The sequence below is a fragment of the Nocardioides sp. Z24_21 genome (genome assembly GCF_058134345.1).
The window spans coordinates 64,153-87,822 of record NZ_JBYTTH010000003.1; the positions used below are offsets into that span (position 1 = coordinate 64,153).

Genomic DNA, 23,670 nt, shown 5'->3' on the forward strand with positions numbered 1-23,670 from the left:
CCTGGCTCAGTCGGTCAGGGTGTCCCCAGCCATCGTGCTCAGCCGTCGGACGAACCAGTCGGAGCGCGGGTCCTTGACCGGCTCGACCCGGACCGTGGCGCCGAGCACGGTCGCGCCCTTGGCGCCTGCCAGCACGAGGGGCAGCTGCAGCGCCCGGACCTGCGGCAGGTCGTGCTGGAGCTGGGCCACCTGCCGCACCAGGCGCTCGATCTCGGCCACGTCGACGCTCTCGCCGCCGCGGTAGCCGAAGAGGAGCGGGGAGGCCTTGATGTCGCGCACCATGTCCTGGGCGTCGTGGTCGGCGAGCGGCGGGATCCGGTAGGCCCGATCCCCCAGCAGCTCCGTGAGCGCGCCGCCGATGCCGAAGGACAGCACCGGGCCGAAGAGCGGGTCCTCCATCGTCGCGATGGTGACCGGCACCCCGGGCGGGGCGTTGCGCTGCACCACGAAGCCGGCCCGGTCGGGGTCGGTGATGACGTGGCTCAGCGAGCGCCACGCCTGCGCCATCTCCGCGGGCGTGTCGATGTTGCGCCACACGTGTGCCAGGTCGGGCCGGTCGCGCAGGTGGTCGGCGGTCGCCTTCAGCACCACGTCCCACCCCAGCGCCTCCCCCGCCGTGGTCGCCTCGTCGAGCGACGCGACGGCATAGGTGTCCCAGAGGTCGATGCCGTAGGCGGCCAGGAGCCGCTTCTGCTCCTGGTAGTCGAGGTCGCGGCCCTCGGGGTGGCGCATCAGGACCTCGTTGACGAGGTGGCGGGCCGCGTCCGCGTCGTGGGCGACCGGCGCGAGGGCCGGCGCCTGCGGCACCCGCAGCCACACGGCGTACTCGACGACGTGCGCGAGCGCGCGCACGGCGGCCTCGACCGCGGGGTACGACGGCACCGACCCGCGACCCGCGCTGGAGCCGGCCACGTCGGGCACCCGCAGCAGCTCCGGGACGCCCTCGGTGCCGAGGAAGGTCGACACGATCGGCTTGTCGGACTGCTCGCCGACGGCGGCGAGCACGTTGGCGACGTCCTCGCGGGCGCCCGCGACGTTGAGCGGCGGGATGAAGATCGCGACGACGGCGTCGACGTCGGGGTCGTCGATGGCGGCGTCGAGGGCGTCCTCGAAGTCCTCGGCGGTCGCGTCGGCACCGAGCGCCTCCTGGCGGTTGACGACCAGCCCGACGGAGTTGGCGGCGTCGGCGGCGAGCAGGCCGAGCGCGTCGGAGTTGCCCACGACGGCGACCCGGCGACCGCGCGGCAAGGGCTGGTGGGCGAGCAGCTGGGCGACGTCGAACATCTCCTCGAGCGACTCGACCTGGATGATCCCGGCCTGGCGGAACATCGCGTCGACCGCCTGGCCCGGGGCGCCGATCCGGCGCACGGCGTGGCCCATGGGCACGCCCTGGGAGCTGCGCCCCGAGCGGACCGCGACGATCGGCTTGCGGCGACTCACCCGCCGGGCGATGCGGGAGAACTTGCGCGGGTTGCCGATCGACTCGAGGTAGAGCAGCACCACCTCGGTGGCGTCGTCCTCCTCCCAGTACTGCAGGAGGTCGTTGCCCGACACGTCGGCGCGGTTGCCGGCGCTGACGAAGGTGGTGAGTCCCAGACCACGGTTCTGCACCTTCTCCAGGATCGCGGTGCCGAGCGCGCCCGACTGGCAGAAGAACCCGGCACGGCCGCGGGGCGGCATCACCGACGACAGCGAGGCGTTGAGCTGGACGTCGGGGTGGGTGTTGATGATGCCGAGGGCGTTGGGCCCGATCAGGCGCAGGCCGTAGGAGCGGGACAGCCCGACCAGGCGGCGCTGCCGCATGCGGCCCTCCTCGCCGGTCTCGGCGAAGCCCGAGGAGATGACCACCAGCCCGTGGACGCCCTTGGCGGCGCAGTCGAGCACGACGTCCTGGACCGCCTCGGCGGGCACCGCGACGATCGCCACGTCGACGTCGCCGGGGATGTCGCCCACCGACTTCCACGCCGGCATCCCCGACACCGAGTCGGCGCTGGGGTTGACCACGTGGATCCGGCCGGTGAAGTTGCCAAGCACGAGGTGGCGCACCAGGGCCCGGCCGATGGTGTCCTGGCGTCGGCTGGCGCCGATGATGGCGACCGACCGCGGCGAGAAGAAGCGCTCGATCGAGGCGTACTCGGCCCGGTGCTCGCGCTGCTCCATCACGCCGAGCGCGGTGTCGGTCGGGTCGATCCGGAACACCATCTCCATCACGCCCTCCTCGAAGGCGCTCTTCACCTGGTAGCCGGCGTCGCGGAACGTGTGGATCATCGCCTGGTTGTCGGGCAGGACCTCGGCGACGAACTCCTCGACGCCGCGCTCTCGGCCGGCCTGGGCGAGGTGCTCGAGGAGGAGCTGGCCGATGCCGCGACCCTGGTGGGCGTCCTCGACGAGGAAGGCCACCTCGGCGTAGCCGGGGCGGATCGTGTCGTAGCGGCCGACCGCGATCATCTGGCCGGCCACGAGCAGGATCAGCGCGACCCGGTCGCGGTGGTCGACGCGGGTGAACCGGTCGAGGTCGCGCTCGGACAGCTCGGGCATCGGCGAGAAGAAGCGGTAGTACTTCGACTGGTCCGAGACTCGGCTGTAGAACTCGACGAGCAGCTCGCGGTCCTCGGGCTGGATCGGCCGGATGTGGGCCGTGCGCCCGTCGCGGAGCAGGACGTCGGCCTCCCAGTGCCGGGGCGCGGGCGTCGTACGCGGCTCGGGTGCTGCGGCGTCCGTGTCGGTCACGGTGGCAATCTATCGGGACTCCGCCCCCGCCCCACGGCGAGTGGGCGCGTCCTGGCCGCAATTTCCCGTCGAGGCGGCGCATCCTGACCGCAAAGCACCGCCGAGTCGGCGCATCCTGACCCCAAACCACCGCCGAGTCGGCGCATCCTGACCGGCGGTCGGCGAGGACGCGCCGACTCGACCCCGTATGCGCGCGAGGACACGCCGACTCGACCCGTATGCGCGCCAGGACGCGCCGACTCGACCCCGTGCGTGAACCGGCGCGCCGCCGTCGGCGTGCCCTCGGTCGTCGGCGGCAGGGCAGCGGGGACAATGACCGCCATGGCACGACGCACGAAGCAGCAGCCCCTGCCGGACGACTTCGAGGAGCACATCCTCGACACCGACATCCGCGACGAGATGCAGACGTCGTTCCTGGAGTACGCCTACTCGGTCATCTACTCCCGGGCGCTGCCCGACGCGCGCGACGGCCTCAAGCCGGTGCAGCGGCGCATTCTCTACACGATGGACGAGATGTCGTTGCGCCCCGACCGCGGGCACGTCAAGAGCGCCCGCGTCGTCGGCGAGGTCATGGGCCGTCTCCACCCCCACGGCGACGGGGCGATCTACGACGCGCTGGTGCGGATGGCGCAGCCCTGGTCGATGCGCCTGCGCACCGTCGACGGCCACGGCAACTTCGGCTCCCCCGACGACTCCCCCGCCGCGATGCGCTACACCGAGTGCCGGATGGCGCCGGCCGCGGTGGCGATGACGGCCTCGATCGACGAGGACACGGTCGACTTCAAGCCCAACTACGACTCACGCGAGATGGAGCCGGTCGTGCTGCCGGCGGCCATCCCCCACCTGCTGGTCAACGGCTCGGCCGGCATCGCGGTCGGCATGGCCACCAACATCGCCCCGCACAACCTGATCGAGGTGGTGCAGGCGCTCAAGCACCTCGTCACCCACCCGAAGGCCCCCCTCGACGACCTCATGCGGTTCATCCCCGGTCCCGACCTGCCGACCGGCGGCAAGATCGTCGGCCTCGACGGCATCCGCGACGCGTACGAGTCGGGCCGCGGCACCTTCAAGATGCGGGCCACCGCGCGCATCGAGTCGGTGACGCCGCGTCGCAAGGGCATCGTCGTCACCGAGCTCCCCTACGGCGTGGGCACCGAGCGCGTGATGGAGCAGATCAAGAAGCTCGTGATGGCCAAGAAGCTGCAGGGCATCGCCGACATCAAGGACCTCAGCGACCGCGAGCACGGCCTGCGGCTGGTGATCGAGATCAAGAACGGCTTCGTGCCCGAGGCGATCCTCGAGCAGCTCTACCGACAGACCGCGCTGGAGGACTCCTTCGGCATCAACGCCGTGGCGCTCGTCGACGGCCAGCCCCGCACCCTCGGGCTCAAGGAGATGCTCGACGTCTTCCTCGGCCACCGCTTCGACGTCGTCCGCCGCCGCTCGACCTTCCGCCGCGCCAAGGCCGCCGACCGGCTCCACCTCGTCGACGGCCTCCTCATCGCGATCCTCGACATCGACGAGGTCATCCAGGTGATCCGCGGCTCCGACAACGCGGCCGCCGCCAAGGAGCGGCTCATCGAGATCTTCGAGCTCTCCGAGGTCCAGGCCGACTACATCCTCGACATGCCGCTGCGCCGCCTGACCAGGTTCAGCAGGCTGGAGCTGGAGAAGGAGAAGAGCGAGCTCGAGCGCACGATCGAGTACCTCGACGCGATCCTGGCCGACGAGAAGCTGCTGCGGAAGGTGGTCTCCGACGAGCTCACCGAGGTGGCCAAGGAGCACGGCACCCCCCGGCGTACGGTGCTGCTCGGCGCGGCCCCCGCCGTCACGGCGGCCACCGACGTCGAGGTCAGCGACGACCCGTGCTTCGTGCTGCTCTCCTCCACCGGCCTGCTGGCGCGCACCAAGGACGCCGCCCTGCCGGGGCGCGGCGGTGGCCGCACCAACCACGACGTCACCGTCTCTGCGGTGCGCACCACCAAGCGCGGCGAGGTGGGGGTGCTCACCAACAAGGGCCGCCTGGTCCGGCTCTCGGTGCTCGACCTGGGCAACGCCGAGCTCCCGTCGACCGCCAACGACCCCAACCTCCAGGGCACCCTGTCGCTGAGCGAGCTCGTGGCCCTCGAGCCCGGCGAGCGGCCGCTGGCCCTCACCTCGCTCGCCACCGACGGCCCGGGCCTGGCGCTCGGCACCCGCGACGGCGTGGTCAAGCGGGTCAACCCCGAGGTCCTCAACCGCGACGAGTGGGAGGTCATCGGGCTCAAGGACGGCGACGAGGTGGTCGGCGCGGTCGAGCTCACCACCGGCGAGGAGGAGCTCTGCTTCATCTCCACCGACGCCCAGCTGCTCCACTTCCCGGCGTCCGTGGTCCGGCCCCAGGGCCGGTCCGGCGGCGGCATGGCAGGCATCAAGCTGGGCGCCGGCCAGCACGTCGCGTTCTTCGGCGCCTTCGACCCCGCCGACGCGGTCGTCGTGACCGCGTCCGGGTCGTCCACGGCCCTGCCCGGCACCGAGGCGGGCTCGGTGAAGGTCACGCCGTTCACCGAGTATCCCGGCAAGGGGCGCGCCACCGGCGGCGTGCGCAGCCACCGCTTCCTCAAGGGCGAGGACACGCTGGTCACGGCGTGGGCCGGCCCCGGCCCGGCCCGTGCGGCGGCGTCGAGCGGCGCGCCGGTCGAGCTGCCCGACGCCGACGGCCGGCGCGACGGCTCGGGCGTTCCCGCGTCCCAGCCGATCGCCGCGGTGGCCTCCCCCGTGGCCGCCCAGGTGGCGTCCCGCGCCTCGGCGCACCCAGCGGCAGACGCGGACGCCGGTGACGCGCCCGCCCCTGTGGAAGGCTGAGCCGCATGTCCGCCCGTGCCCGCACCTCAGGACGACTCGTCACGACGGTCGCCGCCCTCGTCCTCGCCCTCCCCGCCCTGGCCGCCTGCTCCGGCGACGACGGAGGCGGCGGCGGTGCCGACGACGGTCCCACCCCCGAGGAGGCCCTCGCCGGGGCCGCGACCACCCTCGCCGAGACCAGCGGTGTCGACCTGACCCTGTCGACGCCGACCCTGCCCGACGGCGTCTCGGGCATCACCCGCGCGGTCGGCACCATCACCGACGCGCCCGCCTTCGACGGCTCGATCACCGTCGTGTTCGCCGGCCAGACCGTCGACGTTCCGGTCATCGCGGTCGGCAAGACCGTCCACGCCCAGCTGCCGTTCACCCCGGGCTGGAACGTGGTCAACCCCAAGGAGTACGGCGCGCCCAACCCGGCCAACCTGATCGGCGAGAAGGGCTTCGCCGGGCTGCTCGGGCTCACCGAGTCGCTCGAGGCCGGAGACAGCGTGCGCGGCGGCGCCGACAACTCCGAGATCCTCACCACCTACACCGGCACCGTGCCCGGCACGGCGATGAAGGCGATCATCCCGTCCTCCTCCGGCGACACCTTCGACGTCGAGTGGCAGGTCACCGACGAGGGCGAGCTGCGCAAGGCCACCCTCACCGGTGTCTTCTACCCGCGCGCCGAGCCGATGACCTACACCGTCGACTTCGCCGACTACGGGATCGACAAGGACATCACCGCCCCGTGAGCCGGACCGCGGGCGCGGCCGGACGGCAGCCCGGCGACGGGGCCCCGCGCGGCTCCCGGCTGCTGCTCGCCCTGGCGGCCGTCGCCGTGGCGTTCGCCGCCGCCGACACCTACGTCGTCGTCCTCGCGCTGCCCGACATGATGACCGGCGTCGGCGTGCCGATCGACCAGCTCCAGCGCGCCGCACCGATCGTCAGCGGGTTCCTCCTGGGCTACGTCGCGATGCTCCCGCTGATCGGCCGCATCGCCGACCTGCGCGGACGCGTACCTGTGCTGGTGATGGCCCTCGTGCTCTTCGCGCTCGGGTCGCTCATCACCACGGCCGCCTACGACATGCCCAGCATCGTGGCCGGCCGGTTCCTGCAGGGCGTCGGCGGCGGCGGGCTCGTGCCGGCGACGCTTGCCCTGGTCGCCGACCTCTACCCCGTCGAGCGCCGCGGCGTCCCCCTCGGCGTGGTCTCGGCCGTGCAGGAGATCGGCTCGGTCCTCGGCCCGCTCTTCGGCGCCGCGGTGCTCGCGTTCGCCGACTGGCGCGCGATCTTCGCGATCAACCTCGCCGTCGGCCTGGTGCTCGCCGTCGCGATCCGCTCGCTGGCGCCGCGTGCGACCACCACGGGCGGCACCGGCGACACGGACGGCTCGGCCGGTACGACCGGTACGCCCGGCCGGCGCCGGCTGCCGGACCTCGTCGGTCTGCTGCTCGTGGCGGCCGCCCTCGCCGGCGCCGCCGTGGTGTTCGTGCGGCCCGCGTCGTTGATGCGCGACCTCACCTGGGGCCGGCTCTTCGTGCCGTTCGCCGGTGACGGCCGGTGGCTCACCCCGATCGGCGCCGTCACCGTCGTCGCGCTCGTGCTGCTGGTGGCGTGGTGCTGGCTCGCGCGACGACCGCTGCTCGACCTGCGCGGCTGGGTCCGGGTGCTGGTGGACGCCGACCTCGTCGGCGCCCTGCTGCTCGCGGGCGCGCTGGGCGGCGTCATCCTCGCCTTCGCCACCGCCGACCCCAAGGTCGAGGTGTTCTCGCCGCAGGGGCGCTGGTACCTCCTCGGCGCCGCCCTGGCCGCCGTCGCCCTCGCGTGGCACCTGCGCCGCGCCGCGCAGCCGCTCGTGCCCCGCGGCGCGCTGCGGCGTACGCCGGCGTGGGGGGCGCTGCTCGTCAGCTTCTTCGTCGGCGCCGCGCTGATCGCCGCCCTCATCGACATCCCGCTCTTCGCGCGCACCACCGTCTACCCCGACGACCAGCTGCCGGCCGCGCTGGTGCTGGTGCGCTTCCTGCTGGCGCTCCCCGTCGGGGCGGTCGTCGGCGGCTACCTGATCCGCGTCGTCTCCCCCGGCCCGGTCACCGCGGCCGGGATGGTGCTCGCCGCGACGGGCTTCGTGCTGATGACCCGGTGGGGACTCACCACGATCGAGGAGCCGATCGCCAACCTGGCCCTGGTGACGGGCGGGCTCGGCTTCGGCCTGGCCCTCGCCCCGATCAACGCCGCGCTGCTCGCGTCGACCGACGACGACGCCCACGGCGTCGCCAGCGCCTTCGTGGTGGTCGCCCGGATGGTGGGGATGCTCGTGGGCATCTCCGCGCTGACCACCATCGGACTGCGCCGCTACTACTCCGAGCAGCTCGCCGTGCCCCCGGTGCAGGAGGTCTGCGACGGCAAGAGCCGGTGCCCCGAGTTCTCCGACCTGCTCCGCGTGGCCGGCATCGCCCAGGAGCACGCGGTCTTCTGGGGAGCGGCCGGCTGCGCGGTCGTCGCCGCGGTGCTCGCGCTGGTGGTGTTCCGCGACGTGCGCCCCGGCCGGCTCGCGACGCGGGACGTGCTCCCGACCGGCGGCTGAGGCGCGCTAACCTGCCGGGCGTGAGCGACTTCGACGACCTCCTGCAGGCCAACCGTGCCTTCGCGGACACCTTCGACCTCGGCGGCTTCGACGGCAAGGCCCATGCCGGCATCGCGCTGGTGACGTGCATGGACTCGCGCATCGACCCGCTGGGCATGCTCGGGCTGCGGCACGGCGACGCCAAGATCTTCCGCAACCCGGGCGCCCGGGTGACCCCCCAGGCCCTCGAGGCGCTCGTCCTCGGCGTGCACCTGCTCAACGTGCAGCGGATCCTCGTCGTCCCGCACACCCGCTGCGCCATGGCGTCGGCCACCGAGCAGGAGCTGCGCGCCACGATCGGCGAGTCCGCCGGCGTCGACGCCAGCTGGGCGTCGTTCGACGTCGTCACCGACCAGCTCGACCAGCTGCGCCAGGACGTCGCCAAGGTGCGTACGCACCCGCTGATCGGCGAGCGCGCCAAGGTCGGCGGCTTCCTCTACGACGTCGACACCGGCCTGCTGGACGAGCAGGTCTGAGCGCCCGGCCCTCCGGGACGCCGGTTCGTACGCGGTCCGCTCAGTCTCCCGCGGACGACGGCCGGCCCGGCCGGAGGTCGGCCTGCATCGCCGCGATGCGCTGGTCCGTGCGGTCGATGCGGTAGGCGTCGAGTGTGCCGTGCCGCACCCCGAGCCGGATGATCCAGTAGAGCACCGCGGCCGGGAACGTCCACAGGATCACCAGGACGATCACTTCGGAGATGCTCGCGTCAGGCACGCGCGCAGCCTAGTCCCATCCGGCGTGCTGCGTGTCGGACAGGACAAACCCGCGCCCCGGTGGTCGGGCCAGCCGCGCACGCGGCCGCCGGCCGCACGTCGTCCTGTCCGACACGCCGGGGTACGCCCCGGGGGCCGGCAGGGCGTGGGCGGGCGCGGGGCGGGCCGTCAGGCGTCCAGGGACTCCATGTCGACCTCGTAGGCGCCCTGCACGATGAACTCCTTGCGCGGGGCGACGTCGGAGCCCATGAGCAGGTCGAAGACCTTGCTGGCCTCGTCGACGTCGTCGATGGTCAGCTTGCGCAGCGTGCGGTGGCGGGGGTCCATGGTGGTCTCGGCCAGCTGGTCGGCGTCCATCTCGCCGAGGCCCTTGTAGCGCTGGATGGGGTCCTTCCAGCGCACGTTCTTCTTCTTCAGCTCCGCGAGCCTGCGCTGGAGCTCGTCGTCGGAGTAGGTGTAGATGTACTTCTCCATCCCCTTCTTGGGGTTGGACAGCTCGATGCGGTGCAGCGGTGGCACGGCCGAGAACAGCCGCCCGTCGCGCACCAGGTCGGGCATGTACTTGAAGAACAGCGTCGCGAGCAGGCAGCGGATGTGGGCGCCGTCGGAGTCGGCGTCGGCCATCAGGATGATCCGGCCGTAGCGCGCCGCCTCGAGGTCGAACGTACGGCCCGAGCCGGCGCCGACGACCTGGATGATCGAGGCGCACTCGGCGTTCTTGAGCATGTCGCCGACGCTGGCCTTCTGCACGTTGAGGATCTTGCCGCGGATCGGCAGCAGCGCCTGGAACTCGCTGCTCCGCGCGGCCTTGGCCGTGCCCATCGCCGAGTCGCCCTCGACGATGAAGAGCTCGGTGCGCTCGGTGTCGGAGCTGCGGCAGTCGAAGAGCTTGGCAGGGAGCGCCGAGGACTCCAGGGCGTTCTTGCGGCGCTGGTTCTCCTTGTGCTGCCGCGCGGCCAGGCGGGTCTTCGAGGCGCCGGCGACCTTCTCCATCAGGAGCTTGGCCTGGGCCCTCTCGGCCCGCTTGGTGGAGGTCAGGAACGCCTTGAGCTCGCCGGCCACCACCTTGCGGACGACGCCGCGAGCCGCCGGGGTGCCGAGGATCTCCTTGGTCTGGCCCTCGAACTGCGGCTCGGCGAGGCGCACGGTGACGACGGCCGTCAGCCCCTCGAGGACGTCGTCCTTGATCACGTCCGCGTCCGCGGCCTTGAGGACCTTCGCGGCGCGCATCGCGTCGTTGAACGTCTTGGTCAGCGCCGACTCGAAGCCGCTGACGTGGGTGCCGCCCTTGGGCGTGGCGATGACGTTGACGAAGGAGCGGACCTCGGTGTCGTAGGCGGTGTCCCAGCGCACCGCGACGTCGACGAACAGCTCGCGCTCGATCTCCTGGGGCGTCATGTGCCCCTTGTCGTCGAGCAGCGGCACCGTCTCGGTGAAGGTGTCCGTGCCCTGCAGGCGCAGGATGTCGGTGACCGGCTCGCCGTGGGAGAGGAAGTCCACGAACTCGGCGATGCCGCCGTCGTGGCGGAACTTCTCCTCGACCATCTCCGAGGAGCGCTGGTCGCGGATGACGAGCTCGAGGCCCGGCACGATGTACGACGTCTGGCGCGCGCGGCCGACCAGGCCCTCCATCTCGAAGCGGGCGTCCTTGGTGAAGATCTGCCGGTCGGGCCAGAAGCGGATGCGGGTGCCGGTGCGGCCCTTGGCGACCCGCTTGCCCTTGCGGGTCAGCCCGGACTGCGGGGTGAACGGCGCGTCGGGGCCCTCGCCGTCGAAGACGCCCGGCACACCGCGCTGGAACGACAGTCCCTGCTGGGAGGGCGAGCGGTCGACGTCGATGTCCATCCGCGAGGACAGCGCGTTGGCCACCGACAGCCCGACGCCGTGCAGGCCGCCGGTCGCGACGTAGGACCCGCCGCCGAACTTGCCGCCGGCGTGCAGCTTGGTCGCCACGACCTCGACGCCCGACAGGCCCGTCTTGGGCTCCTTGTCGGTCGGGATGCCGCGCCCGTCGTCGTAGACCTCGACCGACCCGTCGTCGTGCAGGGTCACCTCGACGTGGTGGGCGACGCCGGCCAGCGCCTCGTCCACGCCGTTGTCGATGATCTCCCAGAGGCAGTGCATCAGCCCGCGCGTGTCGGTCGAGCCGATGTACATGCCCGGTCGCTTGCGGACCGCGTCGAGTCCCTCGAGGACGAGGAGGTGCGCGGCGTTGTAGGTGTTGTCTGCCGGTGCTGCCACAAGGGAAGAACCTACCCGCGACACGCCGGACGCCGACGGAGGCACGCCTGCCCCGCCACGCGCATGCTCGGGTCTAGCGTGGGGCACCTCACAGGCGTCGCCTCGGCGACGAACGGTCCACTGTCGGGGACATCACCACCGGGAAGGGGCACGGCGTGGTTGACTTGAAGCGTCCAGGGCCCGGGGGGCCGGCGGGGAATCTTTGCCCCACTGGTTACGTTGGGCCTGACACCGATGAACAGAAACGAGGCTGACGTGACCACTGCCACCGCACCCACCCAAGCCGTCCTCACGGCCGGTGACCGCTGCGACCGCTGCGGTGCCCAGGCCTACCTCCGTGTGGAGCTCCAGACCGGCGGCGAGCTGCTCTTCTGCGCCCACCACGCCCGCGAGCACGGCGAGAAGCTCCGCGAGATCGCGGCCAACGTGCACGACGAGACGCACAGGCTCGACTCCCCCGCCGCGGGCAGCGAGGCCTGAGCTCGACCCACCCCCGACCACCGACTCCCAGCACGGCCCCGGACACGCTCTCCGGGGCCGTTCTGCGTGTCGGGACGGTTCCGCCCACCAGGGCGGGCGGGTGTCTGGGAGTCTGTGCCGCGTGAGCTCCACCGAGATCCTCGTCGCCCTCGTGATCGCCGTCGGCATCGCCGGCATCATCGTGCCCGTCCTGCCCGGGTCGATCCTCGTGCTGGGCGCCGTCCTCGTCTGGACGCTCGACATCGGTACGACGACGGCATGGGCCGTCTTCGCCGTGTGCGCGGTGGTCCTGGCCGTCGGGGCGGTGGTGAAGTACCTCGTGCCGGGTCGCAGCCTCAAGGCCTCGGGTGTGCCCAACCGCACGCTCCTGGTCGGCGCCCTGCTCGCCTTCATCGGGTTCTTCGTCGTCCCCGTGGTCGGCGTCTTCCTCGGCTTCGTCCTGGGCATCTACGTCGCCGAGCGCGCCCGCGTCGGGGCCGCCGCGGCCGGGCCGTCGACCCGGTCGGCGCTCCGCGCCGTCGGCGTCTCGATCCTCATCGAGCTCGCGGCGGCAGCCGTCGCGGCGCTCGCATGGGTCGTCGGCGTCGCGGTCACCTGAGCGGCGGGGACCGGCCTCAGGCCGCCAGGCCCGGCGCGAGCGGCAGGCTCCAGCGACGCTGCCTGGGCGCCCAGTCACGCACGGGGCGCGCCCCGGCCTGGTCGATCATCTTGACCGAGACCCGCACCGACGGCGACCGGTCGAGGCAGTCGCGGCTCACGACCGCGCGGAACACGTCCTGGCCCCACTTGGGACGCGCTCGGTAGTCGCACCGGACCTGGCCGTCGCTGCCTCGCCAGCCCTCGGCCGCGGTGAGGATGTAGTCGGTGCCGTCGCCCAGTCCGCTGCTGAGGACGTACTCGGGCCCCTTGCGGTCCCGGTCGGTGTCGAAGTAGACCGAGACCCCGGCCATGCTCGAGCGCATCAGCTCGGCGAACCGCACCTTGACGACCACGGCCTTGTCCCCGTGGCGGGCCTCGAGCCCGTAGATGTCGGTGAGTGAGCCCTTGGCGTCCGCAGGGTCGTCGACGGCGTAGAACTCCGCGTGCGCGGGCGCGGCGACGAGGACGGTCAGCGCCAGGACGTGGACGGCCAGGAGAGCGATCCGAGTTCTCATGCGTCGAGTGTGACACCGCGCACCCGTGCCGCGTCGACCGACTTCCGAGGGCTGGACTCCCCCGCGGTGGCACGATGGCCGCATGACCGGAGCGGGCGGCGCCGACACACGTCGTGGCGCCACGGTCCGCGCGCTCGTCGTCTGGCTCCTGGTCGGCCCGGCCCTCGCGGCGTGCGCCGCGGGCGCCCCGCCAGCGGACCCGAGCGAGCGGCCCGCGCGGACGTCGGCGGCGACGCCCGCCGCCCCGGAGCCGGACCGCACCGACGACGGGGCCGACGACGGGGCAGAGGAGGGGGGAGAGGAGGGGGGAGAGGAGGGGGCCGGACGCGGGCGCCCCGCCCCCGTGCGGATCGCCGTGGCGGGCGACATCCACTTCGAGGGCGCCCTCGCCGAGCGCCTGCGCCGCCCGGCGGAGGCCCTGGCGCCGGCCGCCCGCGTCCTGGCCGAGGCCGACGTCGCCATCGTCAACCTGGAGACGTCCGTGGGGGACGGCGGCAGGCCTGAGCCCGGCAAGCGGTTCACCTTCTCCGCCGGCCCGCGGGCCCTCGCCGCGCTGGCGGCCGCCGGGATCGACGTCGCCAGCATGGCCAACAACCACGCGCTGGACTTCGGGCGGGACCGGCTCCCCTCGACGCTGCGCGCGGCCCGACGCGCGGCAGCCGCCGACCCGCCGCTCCGGGTGGTCGGCATCGGGGCCGACGCCGACGAGGCGCACCGCGCCGCTCGCACCGTGGTGGGCGGCACGGTGGTCGCCACCCTCGCGGCGTCCGCCGCCGACCAGGACCCGACCGCCGACCCCACCGGCCACTGGGCCGCCCGCCCGGGCCGCTCCGGCGTCGCCGACGCCACCGACCCTCGGCGACTGCTGCGCGAGGTCCGGCGCGCCGACCGGGCCGCCGACGTGGTCGTGGCCTACCTCCACTGGGGCGTGCAGGGCGAGCGTTGCCCGTCTCCCGACCAGCGGCGCCTGGCCCGCGCCGTGGTCGCGGCGGGCGCGGACGTGGTGGTCGGCAGCCACGCCCACGAGGTGCAGGGCGACGGCCGCCTCGGGGCGGGCTACGTCGCCTACGGGCTCGGCAACTTCGCGTGGTACTCCCCCGGCCCGACGGGCGTCCTCACCCTCACCGTCCGGCCCCCGCGCGAGCGTACCGGCCGGGCCCGGGTCACGGCGTCACGGTGGTGGCCCGCGACGATCGGTCCTGACGGGCTGGCCGCAGCCGACGCCGGCCCCGCGGCGGCCGCGTCACACGCCAGACGCGCGGCGCTGCGTTCGTGCGCCGGCCTGGCACCGCCCCGGGCCCGCTAGCGCGGCGCCAGCCACGCGAGCACCACCCGACCGACCCGCTCGAGCTGCGCGGGCGACACGACGCCGGGCACGTCGCCGGCGGAGTGGTAGCCGGCGTAGGGGGTCGATCCCAGCCGGGCGGCCGGGAGCCCGTCGCGCACGAACGACCAGTGGTCGCTGCTGCGCTGCTCGGCGTCGGCGAGCGTCGGCACGCCGGCGCGCCGGGCCGCGGCCAGCAGCGACCGCTGCACCGGGTCCGTGGCGCCGGCCGACCCGATCGGCACCCGGTCGCCCACGCCGACCCGGTCCAGCGAGACCATCGCCCGCAGTGCGCGCCGCTCGGCGGGCGTCATCGCGGCGACGTAGCGTCGTGACCCGTAGTGGTGGTCGTCGTCGGAGGGGCCGCGGGGCTCCTCGGCACCGAACGCGACCAGCACCACCGGCAGCCGCGTACGCCGGCCAGCCACGGCCTCCGCCACGGCGAGCAGGACACCCACGCCGGAGGCGTTGTCCTCGGCGCCGGGCGCCTGCGGCACCGTGTCGAGGTGGGCGCCCACCACGAGGTGCGGGGCGGCGGGGTCCATCCCCGGTGGCCGGGCGACGACGTTGACCGAGGAGCCGCCCGCCACCGGGACGCCCCACGAGACGCCGGCCGGCACCTCGATGCGCTGGCGGGTGACGTCGTAGCCCAGCCGGCGCATCTCGCCGCCCACCCAGCGGGCGGCGCGGGCGTACGACGCACCGGTCGCCTCCCGCGGTCCGATCCGTCCGGCCAGCCGACGCACCGCACCGACGGCCGTCGCCCGGTCGAGGTCGTCCGGGGAGACGGCGACGGGCTCGGGTCGGGCGTCGATCGTGGTCTCGGCAGATGTCGGCGGGTCGACGGGCCGGTCGGTGGCGGCCGCCCCGCTGCCCTCGCCGGGGCCGGGCTCCGGGGAGCCGACCTCGTCGCCGGCCGAGCAGCCCGCGGCCAGCACGAGGGCCGCGAGGACGGCGGCCAGCGCCCCTCGCCCACGACCCGTGCCCGGCTCCATGGGTCCACCCTGCCAGCACCCGCCCACCCCGGCCTGCCGTGCGCTCAACGCAGGCGGGCCGCGAGGTAGGCCGCGATCATCAGCTGGAGCTCGGCGAGGAGCGGGTCGCGGGCCGGGTCGCCGGCGGGGTGGCGGGCGAGGGCGTGCCGCACGGTCTCGATGCAGAGCCCCAGCACCTCGCGCAGCTCCGGGTCGGGCGTGGTGACCCCTGCACCGCGGAGGGCGCGGGCGAACTCGTCGACCAGCTGCTCGCGCACGACGTGGGCGGGCGAGTCGACGCGCTCGGGACTGACCTCCTCGGTGAGGCGGTAGTAGCCGGGATGCTTCAGCTGGAGGGCGGCCGCGCGTCGGAGCAGCTCGCCGAGCACGGGTCCGAGGTCGTCGAGGGACGCCATCTGGGCCACCGCGTCGGCGTACGCCCGGGTGGCCGACTCGAGGTAGCGCGCGGCGAGGGCGCCCACGATCGCGTCGAGGTCGGGGAAGAACCGGTAGAGCGCGCCCACCGACAGGCCGGCGCGCGCCGCGATCCGGGTGGTGCTGGACAGGGCCACCCCGCGCTCGCCGACCTCCTCGTCGGCCGCCCGCAGGATGCGGTCGACGGTCTCCCGGGAGCGGTGCTGCTGGGGGTCGCGCCGGGCGCGGGTCACTGCGTGGTGATGACGCCCGACGAGGCGCGCGTGCAGGTCACCGACGCGCGGGCGGCCAACCACGCCCCGCGCAGGCACTGGCCGAGCGCGCGGTGCCCGGCCGCGTTGGGGTGCCACGACTCCTGGCAGGTCTGGTAGTAGTCGGAGCAGGTGTCGGTGACCCGCTTGATGTCGAGCTTGTCGTAGGGCCCGAAGCTCTGCACGTGCACCCCGCTCGGGCCGTCCATCACCCGCAGGGGCGTCGCGAGGGAGTTGCCGGGGCTGCCCGGTGCCTCGCACAGCCGCGCCCCGTCGAAGGCGCGCTGCACGTTGAGGTAGGTGATCTTCGCGGCGGGTCGCTCGGCCCGCAACGTGGCGGCGACGCCGCCGACGAGGCTGCCGAGGTTCTGGCTGAACCGGTGGGCGGGAGCCAGCGAGTCGATGTCCGCGGGGCATCCCGCGGCGTAGCGCTCGTCCACCAGGGCGCGGTACTTGTCGCGGGTGTCGCTGCGCCCGTCCTCGGTGCGGTACTGCTCGGCGTACGCCGGCGGGAGCGGGTTGGTGTAGTCCTGCAGCACGACCCGGTGGTCGCCGTCGGCGTCCACCTCGTCGAGCACGTCGAGCACCTGGCGCACGGCCGCGGTGGTCTCGGCGCGCGCCGCGGCGAGCTGGGCCGCGGTCGCGAAGTCGGCGTCGCTGCACGCGCGCTCGTTGAGCTCCTCCCCGGTCACCCAGTTGATGAAGTGGATCCACACCTCCCACCAGCCGGTGTAGCCGTCGGCGACGAAGCGGCCCGCGCACTCCGCGGCGACGCCGCCGAAGGTGAACTGGCTGTTGTTGGACCCCAGTCCCAGGAGCACGAGGTCGATGTCGCCGGTCTGCGCGACCGTCCGCAGCTGCGCGATCTGGGCGGCGACCGTACGTCCCGCTGGGCGCGCGCTCGACGCCGCGGCCATGTCGGCGGGCTGCGCCCCCGAGCACGCGAGGTTGACCCGGCGCGAGATGCCCGGCAGGTCGGCGACCTGGATGGACGCGTTGGCCGAGCGGTGGCAGAAGTAGGGGTTGCTGTTCGGCGACGCCCACCCGGGGAAGCCCTGCGCCACGCCGTTCTGGTCGGTCACCGCGACGTAGCCGCCCGCCCCCTCACCGCTGATGAAGCTGTCGCCCATCGCCACCGCGGTCGGCGGCAGCGGGTCGGCCGAGGCCGACGGCGCGAGCGCCAGCGTGCCGGCGGCGGTCGCCGCGGCCAGGAGCAGCGCCCCGGCGAGCGAGGTCAGCGTACGAGCACCACGTCCGAGCATGGGGGCCTCCCGAGAGGAACGCGAAAGGGGATTCGCGTTCTCGATCGTGCGCCCGTCCACGGCTCCCGTCAAGGGTGGCCGCGGGTGGGTCCTCAGCCGATGCCGAGGACGTTGGCCATCGTGGTGACGCCGGCGACGATGATCACGATGCCGATGATGTCGAAGACGATGCCCGAGCGCACCATCCGGGTGATCGGGACCAGCCCGGTGCCGTAGACGATCGCGTTGGGCGGCGTCGACACGGGCAGCATGAACCCGTAGGACGCGCCGAAGACCGCGGCGAGCGCCGGGATCGACGGGTTGACGTCGGCGGCGAGCGCGAGCTGGATCGCGATCGGCGCCACCACGCCCACGCTGGCGGTGTTGCTCGTCGTCTCGCTGATGACGACCGCGATGACGGTCGACAGGAGCGTGATCGACAGCAACGAGCTGACCCCGAGCAGGTCGCTCAGCCCGGTGCCCATCGACTCCGCCAGGCCCGTCGATCCCAGCAGGCCGCCGAGTGCGATGCCGGAGCCGAAGAGCACGATGGTGCCCCAGTCGATGCGCGACGCGTCGTTCCAGGTGATGGTGAACTGCCGCCGCGGCCAGTCGACGGGCAGCAGGAAGAGCAGGCTGGCGCCGAGGATGGCGACCGCCCCCTCCTGCAGGTGCGCCGACACGGACTCGTAGAACGAGCCCTCGCCGCCGGTCAGGAGCGCCACGAAGCCGGGCAGGATCCAGAGCGTCACCGTGACCGCGAACGCGATGAGCGTGTTGCGCCCGCCCCGGCCCATGCGGCCGAGGTTGGCGCGCTGCTCGCGAATGAACTGCTCGGCACCCTCGATCCGCTTGGTCTCGGGCTTGTTGAGCCGCAGCAGCACGATGCAGAGCGCGACGAACATCAGCGCCACGATGGGGAAGGCGAGCAGCATCCAGGTGAAGAACGGGATCTCCTCGCCGGTCTCCTGGGTGATCAGCTCGCGACCGATGAGGTTGGGCGGGCTGCCGACCGGCGTCAGCAGGCCGCCGACGCTGGCGCCGTAGGCCACCATCAGCAGCAGCGCGGTCGAGAACCGCAGCCGGCGTACGTCGTCGGGGTCGGCGTCCTCGTCGGACTGCGCCGACACGCGCCCGGCCAGGAAGCCGATGATCCCCATCGCGATCGGCATCAGCATCGCGGCGCTGGCGGTGTTGGACACGAACGCGCTCAGGCCCGCGCTGATCAGGCCGAAGGCGACCACGACCCGCACCGTGGAGGAGGCGACACCGGGGATGCTCAGCACCCCGTAGGCGAACCGCTGGTCCAGGCCGTGCTTGCGCATCGCCTCGGCCAGCACGAAGCCACCGATGAAGACGAAGATCGTGGAGTTGCCGAAGAGGGCGAAGACGTCCTCGGCCGGGGCGACGCCCAGCAGGACGCACGCCGCCATCGCGAGCATCGCGGTGACCGGGATCGGGATCGCCTCGGTCATCCACCACACGATCACCAGGCTGAGGATCCCGGCGAGCTTCTGGGCCGGCTCGTCGAGGCCGGAGCAGATCAGGTAGACCACGACGGCGACGACCGGGCCGATGGCCAGGCCCGACGTGCGCCGCAGCCGCTCGAAGCGCTGCTCGGCCGGGCTGAGCGTCTCCTCGACCTCGTCGAGGGTGCGGTACGTCGCGGGGCGGGCGTGGTCGGACACGGCGGGCTCCTCAGGTCGGAAGGCCCAGACGCTAGCCATCGCCGACGGGCCCGTCCACACCCCAACCGGTCGCCCCCGCGGACGCGACGACGGCCCGGATCCGCGGGGATCCGGGCCGTCGTCGTCAGGTCGTCCAGACGACCGGTGGTCGATCAGTCCAGGTAGTCGCGCAGCACCTGCGAGCGGCTGGGGTGACGCAGCTTGGACATCGTCTTCGACTCGATCTGGCGGATCCGCTCGCGGGTCACGCCGTAGACCTTGCCGATCTCGTCGAGCGTCTTGGGCTGGCCGTCGGTGAGGCCGAACCGCATCGACACGACACCCGCCTCGCGCTCGGAGAGCGTGTCGAGGACGGCGTGCAGCTGCTCCTGCAGGAGCGTGAACGACACCGCGTCGGCCGGGACGATCGCCTCGGAGTCCTCGATCAGGTCACCGAACTCCGAGTCGCCGTCCTCGCCGAGCGGCGTGTGCAGCGAGATCGGCTCGCGGCCGTACTTCTGGACCTCGATGACCTTCTCGGGGGTCATGTCGAGCTCCTTGGCCAGCTCCTCCGGAGTGGGCTCGCGGCCCAGGTCCTGGAGCATCTGGCGCTGGACGCGGGCGAGCTTGTTGATGACCTCGACCATGTGCACCGGGATGCGGATGGTGCGGGCCTGGTCGGCCATCGCGCGGGTGATCGCCTGGCGGATCCACCACGTCGCGTAGGTCGAGAACTTGTAGCCCTTGGTGTAGTCGAACTTCTCGACCGCACGGATCAGGCCGAGGTTGCCCTCCTGGATGAGGTCGAGGAAGAGCATGCCGCGACCGGTGTAGCGCTTGGCGAGCGAGACGACCAGGCGGAGGTTGGCCTCGAGCAGGTGGTTCTTCGCCCGGCGACCGTCCTCGGCGATCCACTCGTACTCCTCGAGCATCTTCGGGCTGATCCGGCCGCCCTTGGCGAGCTTCTCCTCCGAGAACAGCCCGGCCTCGATGCGCTTGGCGAGCTCGACCTCCATCTCGGCGTTGAGCAGCGGGACCTTGCCGATCTGCTTGAGGTAGTCCTTGACCGGGTCGGCGGTGGCGCCGGCCACCATGACCTGCTGCTCCGGCTCGTCGGTCTCGTCCGCCGCGGAGACCGTGAAGGCCTGCTTCTCGTCCTCCTTGATGGTCGGGTCGGCGACGACGTCCTTCTCGAACTGGTCGTCGGGGATGTCCGGGAGCACCTTCTTGCCGTCCGGTCCGACCACGACGGGCTCGACGGCACCGAGGTCGACGACCTCGTCGGCCGGGGCCGCGGCGGCCTTCTTGGCCGCACCCTTCTTGGCCGGGGCGGCGCTCTTGGCGGCGCTCTTCGGCGCGGCCTTCTTCGCCGCCGCGCTCTTGGCGGGCGCCTTCTTGGCCGCCGACGAGGTGGCGGCACGCTTGCTGGTCGCGGCGACCGCGCGAGTGCCCTCCGCGTCGATCTGGACCGAGATCCCGAGACCGCTGAGATGCACCAGCAGCGCCTTCAGGTGCCGAGGCTCGACCCCGGCCTCCTCACTGGCTCGCCGGACGTCCTCGGGGGACACGGTGCCCGCTGGGGTGGCACCGGCCAGGAGTGCGGCGATGGAGGGGTGCGTGAGCACCTCGGCGGGGAGCAACTTGCGTGCGTGTGAGGACACGAACACCTCTCGTCAAACAGCTTCGGGGCGCGGCGAGGCCCGGTGACGTCAAGAGCCGCGCCGTAATTGTGCCACGGCCCTCCTGAGGACCAACCACCGGTCGCACCACCGCGCGTGTCGGCGCCCGGCTGCGCTCAGCCGGAGACCTTCGGGGCGGACTTCGCGGCCGCCTTCGCGGCCTTCTTGTGGTCGCGCACCTTCTGCAGCGACTCGGCGTCGACGACGTCCGCGACCGAGCGGTGGCCGTCGAGCGCGTAGTCGCCGACGGCGGCCTCCCAGCCCTCGGGGCGCACTCCCAGCTGCTTGGCCAGCAGTGCGACGAAGATCTGCGCCTTCTGCTTGCCGAAGCCCGGCAGCGCCATCACGCGCTTGAGCAGGTCCTTGCCGTCCGCGGCCTCGGTCCACAGTCGCGAGGCGTCCCCGCCGTAGGTCTCCTCCACGATGCGGGCCAGCTCCTGGAGCCGGGCCGCCATCGAGCCCGGGAAGCGGTGGATGGCCGGCGGCGTCGCGGCCATCGCCGCGAACTCCTCCGGGTCGGCGGCCGCGATCGCCTCGGGGTCCACGCTGCCGAAGCGGTCGAGCACCTTCGCCGGGCCGCGGAACGCGTGCTCCATGGGGTACTGCTGATCGAGCATCATGCCCACGAGCAGCGCGAACGCGGAGTCGTCGAGAACCTTGTCGGCGGCGGGGTCGCCGGTGATCTGGAAGCCCATGGGGCGATTGTGCCCGACGTCGTGACCGCCTCGCGCGGGCTACGTGGCCTTGACCGCCAGGACGGGGCACGGGGCGTCGAGCAGGACGCGCTGGGCGTTGCTGCCGAGGATGAGCTTGCCCACGGGCGAGCGGCGGCGCAGGCCGATGACGAGCAGCTCGGCGCCGTTGGCCTCGGCGATGCTGATCAGGTCCTCGGCCGGCTCGAAGCCGCGCACCAGCTGGCGGACCTCGTGCTCGACGCCGCTGTCCTGGAGCTGCTTCTCGATCCCGGTGAGCTCGTCCTCGGCGGCGCGGGCGGCCGACCCGTCGAAGTCCTGGCCACCCCGGTGGGAGTTCACCACCACGAGCTTGCTGCCGCGCAGCTTCGCCTCGTTGATCCCGGCGGCGAGGGCGGCCTCGCCCTCCGGCTTGGGGACGTATCCGACGACGACGGTGCCCATGGTGTCTCTCCTCTTCTCGTGGCCACAGCGCCTCGCCGTTGGCCTGGTGGCACCGTAACGGAAACCACAGGTCTTACGCAGCCTGTGGAGGGGTGGGTCGCGAACCGCTCACTGGGGCACGCTGGGCGCGTGCCCCCGCCCCCTCCCGCGACAGGCCCCGCGACCCCTCCGGCGAGCCCGGTACGCATGCCGGTCGGTCCCCGGGTCGGCACACCGCCCGCGGCCCAGCCGCCCGTGCTGGCGGCGGTGCACGCCCCGGTCGAGCGGTGGACCCACGACGTCCTGCGCGCCGCCACCCTCGAGCTCGTCGAGGGTGAGACCCGACGCCGGTTCCCGCCCGCGATCCACGCCGGCGTCCCGGGGCGCTCGGCCCGCCACGTCGAGGACCCTCCGGTCGCCGACGCCGGGGCGCGCGCCGACGTCGTCCTCGCCCTGCTGCGCACCGCGACGTCGCTGGCCCCCCGGCCGCTGCTGTGGCTGACCCGTCCCGGCGAGCTCTCGCCGCACGACGACGACCTGCGCTGGCTCGGTCCCGCCGCGTGGGCCGCGCGGGCCCTGGGCCTGCCGGTGGGCCTGGTGGTGGTGACCCGGCGCGGGTGGTTCGACCCGGTGAGCGACGTGCGCCGCGAGTGGCGTCGCCTGCGCCCGCGCCCCGGCGCCCGCTGAGCACCCACTCCCCCGTGCTGCGCGCGAGGTCGGTCCCGGGTCAGTCCCAGGTGTGCACGGGCTCGTTGCTGTGCATTCGGTCGCGGTAGTCGAGCAGGGTCGCCCGCAGCGCGTCGAAGCGGTCGGGGCCCCCGCGGGCGCGCACCCGGTCGACGAACCAGCCCGCGCCGCTCGCCTCGGTCTGGCAGCGCTGCTCGATGATGCCGAGGTAGCGGTCGCTCTCCTCGGTGGGCACGCCCCACGACTCGAGGCCCGCGCGCGCCATCGGCAGCAGCCGGCGCAGCATGAGCTCCGTGGCGCGGACCTGTCCCAGGCCCGGCCAGTAGACCTGCGCGTCGACGCCCATCTGGGCCGCGACGTGGAAGTTCTCCTCGGCCGCGGAGAAGGACATCTGCGACCACAGCGGGCGCTCGCTCTCGACGAGGTAGCGCACCAGGCCGAACCACAGCGCCGCGTTGGCGATGGTGTCGGCGACCGTCGGCCCGGCGGCGAGCAGCCGGTTCTCGACGCGGAGGTGCGGCATGCCCAGCGAGATGTCGTAGACGGGACGGTTCCAGCGGTAGACGGTGCCGTTGTGGAGCTTGAGCTCGTGGAGGGCGGGCGTGCCGCCCGACTCGAGCACCTCGAGCGGGTCCTCCTCGTCGGTGACGGGCAGCAGCGCCGGGAAGTAGCGGACGTTCTCCTCGAAGAGGTCGAACACCGAGGTGATCCACCGCTCGCCGAACCACACCCGCGGCCGCACCCCCTGCGCCTTGAGCTCCTCGCTGCGGGTGTCGGTCGCCTGCTCGAACAGCGGGATGCGCGTCTCGCGCCACAGCTCCTTGCCGAGGAGGTAGGGAGAGTTGGCCGACACCGCGAGCTGCACGCCGGCGATCGCCTGGGCGGCGTTCCAGTAGGCGGCGAACTGGTCGGGTGAGGTCTGCACGTGGAACTGGGTGCTGGTGCACGCCGCCTCGGGCACGATCGAGTCGGCCGTCGTGGTGAGCCGCTCCCTGCCGGAGATGCTGATCGTGATGTCCTCGCCACGCGCGGCGAGGATCTGCTCGGACAGGAGCTTGTAGCGCGGGTTGGAGCTGAGTGACGAGACGGTCATGTGGCCCTCGGCGAGCGTCGGGAGGATGCCGATCATCACCTGCTGGGCGCCCACCTCGGCGCCCTTCTCCTCGGCGTCGTTGAGGGAGCGGCGCAGGCTCGCCTCGAACTCCGAGAGCCCGCCCTCGCGCAGCTTGGCCGGTGCCACGTTGATCTCGATGTTGAACTGGCCGAGCTCGGTCTGGAAGTCGGGGTCGGCGATGGCCTCGAGGACCTCGGCGTTCTTCAGCGCCGGGTCGCCCACCTCGTCGATGAGGTTGAGCTCCATCTCGAGACCCGTCATCGGGTCGTCGGTGTCGAACGCCGACTCGCGGAGCATCCGCGCGAACACGTCGAGGTTGCGACGCACCTTCTCGCGGTGCCGCGTCCGGTCGGCCCGGCTGAACTCCTGCTGCGCGACCTCTTCACCCATGGCGGCACCCTAACCACGCGGCTGCC

Annotated in this window: 19 protein-coding genes and 1 pseudogene; 8 read left to right on the top strand and 12 right to left on the bottom strand. The window is 73.0% G+C overall.

Features of this window, described 5'->3' with window-relative positions; translation table 11 throughout:
• Positions 1–6: 6 nt before the first annotated feature.
• Positions 7–2,730: a bifunctional acetate--CoA ligase family protein/GNAT family N-acetyltransferase gene (locus AC3X7Z_RS11930; protein WP_186342062.1), complete on the bottom strand. Its 2,724-nt coding sequence runs from the start codon at positions 2,728–2,730 to the stop codon at positions 7–9.
• A 321-nt stretch (positions 2,731–3,051) separates the two neighbouring features.
• Between AC3X7Z_RS11930 and AC3X7Z_RS11935 the strand changes: the two genes are divergently transcribed.
• The 4 genes from AC3X7Z_RS11935 to AC3X7Z_RS11950 are packed head-to-tail and all read left to right on the top strand — an operon-like array spanning position 3,052 to position 8,655.
• A complete protein-coding gene (locus tag AC3X7Z_RS11935; protein WP_489976052.1) occupies positions 3,052–5,574 on the top strand; it encodes a DNA gyrase/topoisomerase IV subunit A in 2,523 nt (840 codons plus the stop codon).
• Positions 5,575–5,579: 5 nt separating this feature from the next.
• Entirely contained in the window at positions 5,580–6,308 is a 729-nt protein-coding gene (locus AC3X7Z_RS11940) for an LppX_LprAFG lipoprotein (RefSeq protein WP_489976053.1), read from the top strand.
• A complete protein-coding gene (locus AC3X7Z_RS11945; RefSeq protein WP_489976054.1) occupies positions 6,305–8,140 on the top strand; it encodes an MFS transporter in 1,836 nt (611 codons plus the stop codon). Before AC3X7Z_RS11940 ends, AC3X7Z_RS11945 begins: the two co-directional genes overlap by 4 nt.
• Positions 8,141–8,160: 20 nt before the next feature.
• Complete coding sequence (locus AC3X7Z_RS11950; RefSeq protein ID WP_489976055.1) at positions 8,161–8,655, top strand: beta-class carbonic anhydrase; 495 nt, start codon at positions 8,161–8,163, stop codon at positions 8,653–8,655.
• Positions 8,656–8,695: 40 nt separating this feature from the next.
• On the opposite strand, the gene AC3X7Z_RS11955 is transcribed toward AC3X7Z_RS11950, so the two are convergent.
• A complete protein-coding gene (locus tag AC3X7Z_RS11955; protein ID WP_186342058.1) occupies positions 8,696–8,893 on the bottom strand; it encodes a hypothetical protein in 198 nt (65 codons plus the stop codon).
• A 167-nt stretch (positions 8,894–9,060) separates the two neighbouring features.
• Complete coding sequence (locus tag AC3X7Z_RS11960) at positions 9,061–11,133, bottom strand: DNA gyrase/topoisomerase IV subunit B (protein ID WP_489976056.1); 2,073 nt, start codon at positions 11,131–11,133, stop codon at positions 9,061–9,063.
• Between the two features lie 234 nt (positions 11,134–11,367).
• On the opposite strand from AC3X7Z_RS11960, the gene AC3X7Z_RS11965 reads away from it, so the two are divergent.
• Both AC3X7Z_RS11965 and AC3X7Z_RS11970 read left to right on the top strand, forming a co-directional pair.
• Positions 11,368–11,613: a DUF7455 domain-containing protein gene (locus AC3X7Z_RS11965; RefSeq protein WP_186342056.1), complete on the top strand. Its 246-nt coding sequence runs from the start codon at positions 11,368–11,370 to the stop codon at positions 11,611–11,613.
• Positions 11,614–11,734: 121 nt separating this feature from the next.
• Complete coding sequence (locus AC3X7Z_RS11970) at positions 11,735–12,211, top strand: DUF456 family protein (RefSeq protein ID WP_186342055.1); 477 nt, start codon at positions 11,735–11,737, stop codon at positions 12,209–12,211.
• A gap of 16 nt (positions 12,212–12,227) precedes the next feature.
• On the opposite strand, the gene AC3X7Z_RS11975 is transcribed toward AC3X7Z_RS11970, so the two are convergent.
• Entirely contained in the window at positions 12,228–12,767 is a 540-nt protein-coding gene (locus AC3X7Z_RS11975) for a hypothetical protein (RefSeq protein WP_186342054.1), read from the bottom strand.
• An 82-nt stretch (positions 12,768–12,849) separates the two neighbouring features.
• Here AC3X7Z_RS11975 and AC3X7Z_RS11980 point away from each other — a divergent pair, with 82 nt between their 5' ends.
• Positions 12,850–14,073 (top strand): CapA family protein, encoded by a 1,224-nt coding sequence (locus AC3X7Z_RS11980; protein ID WP_489976057.1) that lies wholly within the window; start codon positions 12,850–12,852, stop codon positions 14,071–14,073.
• On the opposite strand, the gene AC3X7Z_RS11985 is transcribed toward AC3X7Z_RS11980, so the two are convergent.
• From AC3X7Z_RS11985 to AC3X7Z_RS12015, 7 genes and pseudogenes are all read right to left on the bottom strand, one after another.
• A complete protein-coding gene (locus AC3X7Z_RS11985) occupies positions 14,070–15,086 on the bottom strand; it encodes a M28 family metallopeptidase (RefSeq protein ID WP_489976058.1) in 1,017 nt (338 codons plus the stop codon). The two genes, AC3X7Z_RS11980 and AC3X7Z_RS11985, sit on opposite strands and share 4 nt — an antisense overlap.
• A gap of 44 nt (positions 15,087–15,130) precedes the next feature.
• Positions 15,131–15,733 (bottom strand): TetR/AcrR family transcriptional regulator, encoded by a 603-nt coding sequence (locus AC3X7Z_RS11990; protein ID WP_489976059.1) that lies wholly within the window; start codon positions 15,731–15,733, stop codon positions 15,131–15,133.
• The gene (locus AC3X7Z_RS11995; protein ID WP_489976060.1) at positions 15,730–17,013 is read right to left on the bottom strand and encodes an SGNH/GDSL hydrolase family protein; all 1,284 of its coding nucleotides are present in this window, start codon (positions 17,011–17,013) and stop codon (positions 15,730–15,732) included. The genes AC3X7Z_RS11990 and AC3X7Z_RS11995 overlap by 4 nt, the downstream gene beginning before the upstream one ends.
• Before the next feature lie 92 nt (positions 17,014–17,105).
• Positions 17,106–18,680: an SLC13 family permease gene (locus tag AC3X7Z_RS12000; RefSeq protein ID WP_489976061.1), complete on the bottom strand. Its 1,575-nt coding sequence runs from the start codon at positions 18,678–18,680 to the stop codon at positions 17,106–17,108.
• A gap of 152 nt (positions 18,681–18,832) precedes the next feature.
• A pseudogene (locus AC3X7Z_RS12005) lies at positions 18,833–19,813 on the bottom strand (RNA polymerase sigma factor); the annotation flags it as partial.
• Between the two features lie 641 nt (positions 19,814–20,454).
• Positions 20,455–21,033: an HhH-GPD-type base excision DNA repair protein gene (locus tag AC3X7Z_RS12010; RefSeq protein ID WP_186342048.1), complete on the bottom strand. Its 579-nt coding sequence runs from the start codon at positions 21,031–21,033 to the stop codon at positions 20,455–20,457.
• A gap of 39 nt (positions 21,034–21,072) precedes the next feature.
• Positions 21,073–21,474 (bottom strand): universal stress protein, encoded by a 402-nt coding sequence (locus tag AC3X7Z_RS12015; RefSeq protein WP_489976062.1) that lies wholly within the window; start codon positions 21,472–21,474, stop codon positions 21,073–21,075.
• 186 nt (positions 21,475–21,660) lie between these two features.
• Here AC3X7Z_RS12015 and AC3X7Z_RS12020 point away from each other — a divergent pair, with 186 nt between their 5' ends.
• Positions 21,661–22,140 (top strand): hypothetical protein, encoded by a 480-nt coding sequence (locus AC3X7Z_RS12020; protein WP_489976063.1) that lies wholly within the window; start codon positions 21,661–21,663, stop codon positions 22,138–22,140.
• Positions 22,141–22,180: 40 nt separating this feature from the next.
• On the opposite strand, the gene AC3X7Z_RS12025 is transcribed toward AC3X7Z_RS12020, so the two are convergent.
• Positions 22,181–23,644: a glutamate-cysteine ligase family protein gene (locus AC3X7Z_RS12025; protein ID WP_186342045.1), complete on the bottom strand. Its 1,464-nt coding sequence runs from the start codon at positions 23,642–23,644 to the stop codon at positions 22,181–22,183.
• Positions 23,645–23,670 lie beyond the last annotated feature (26 nt).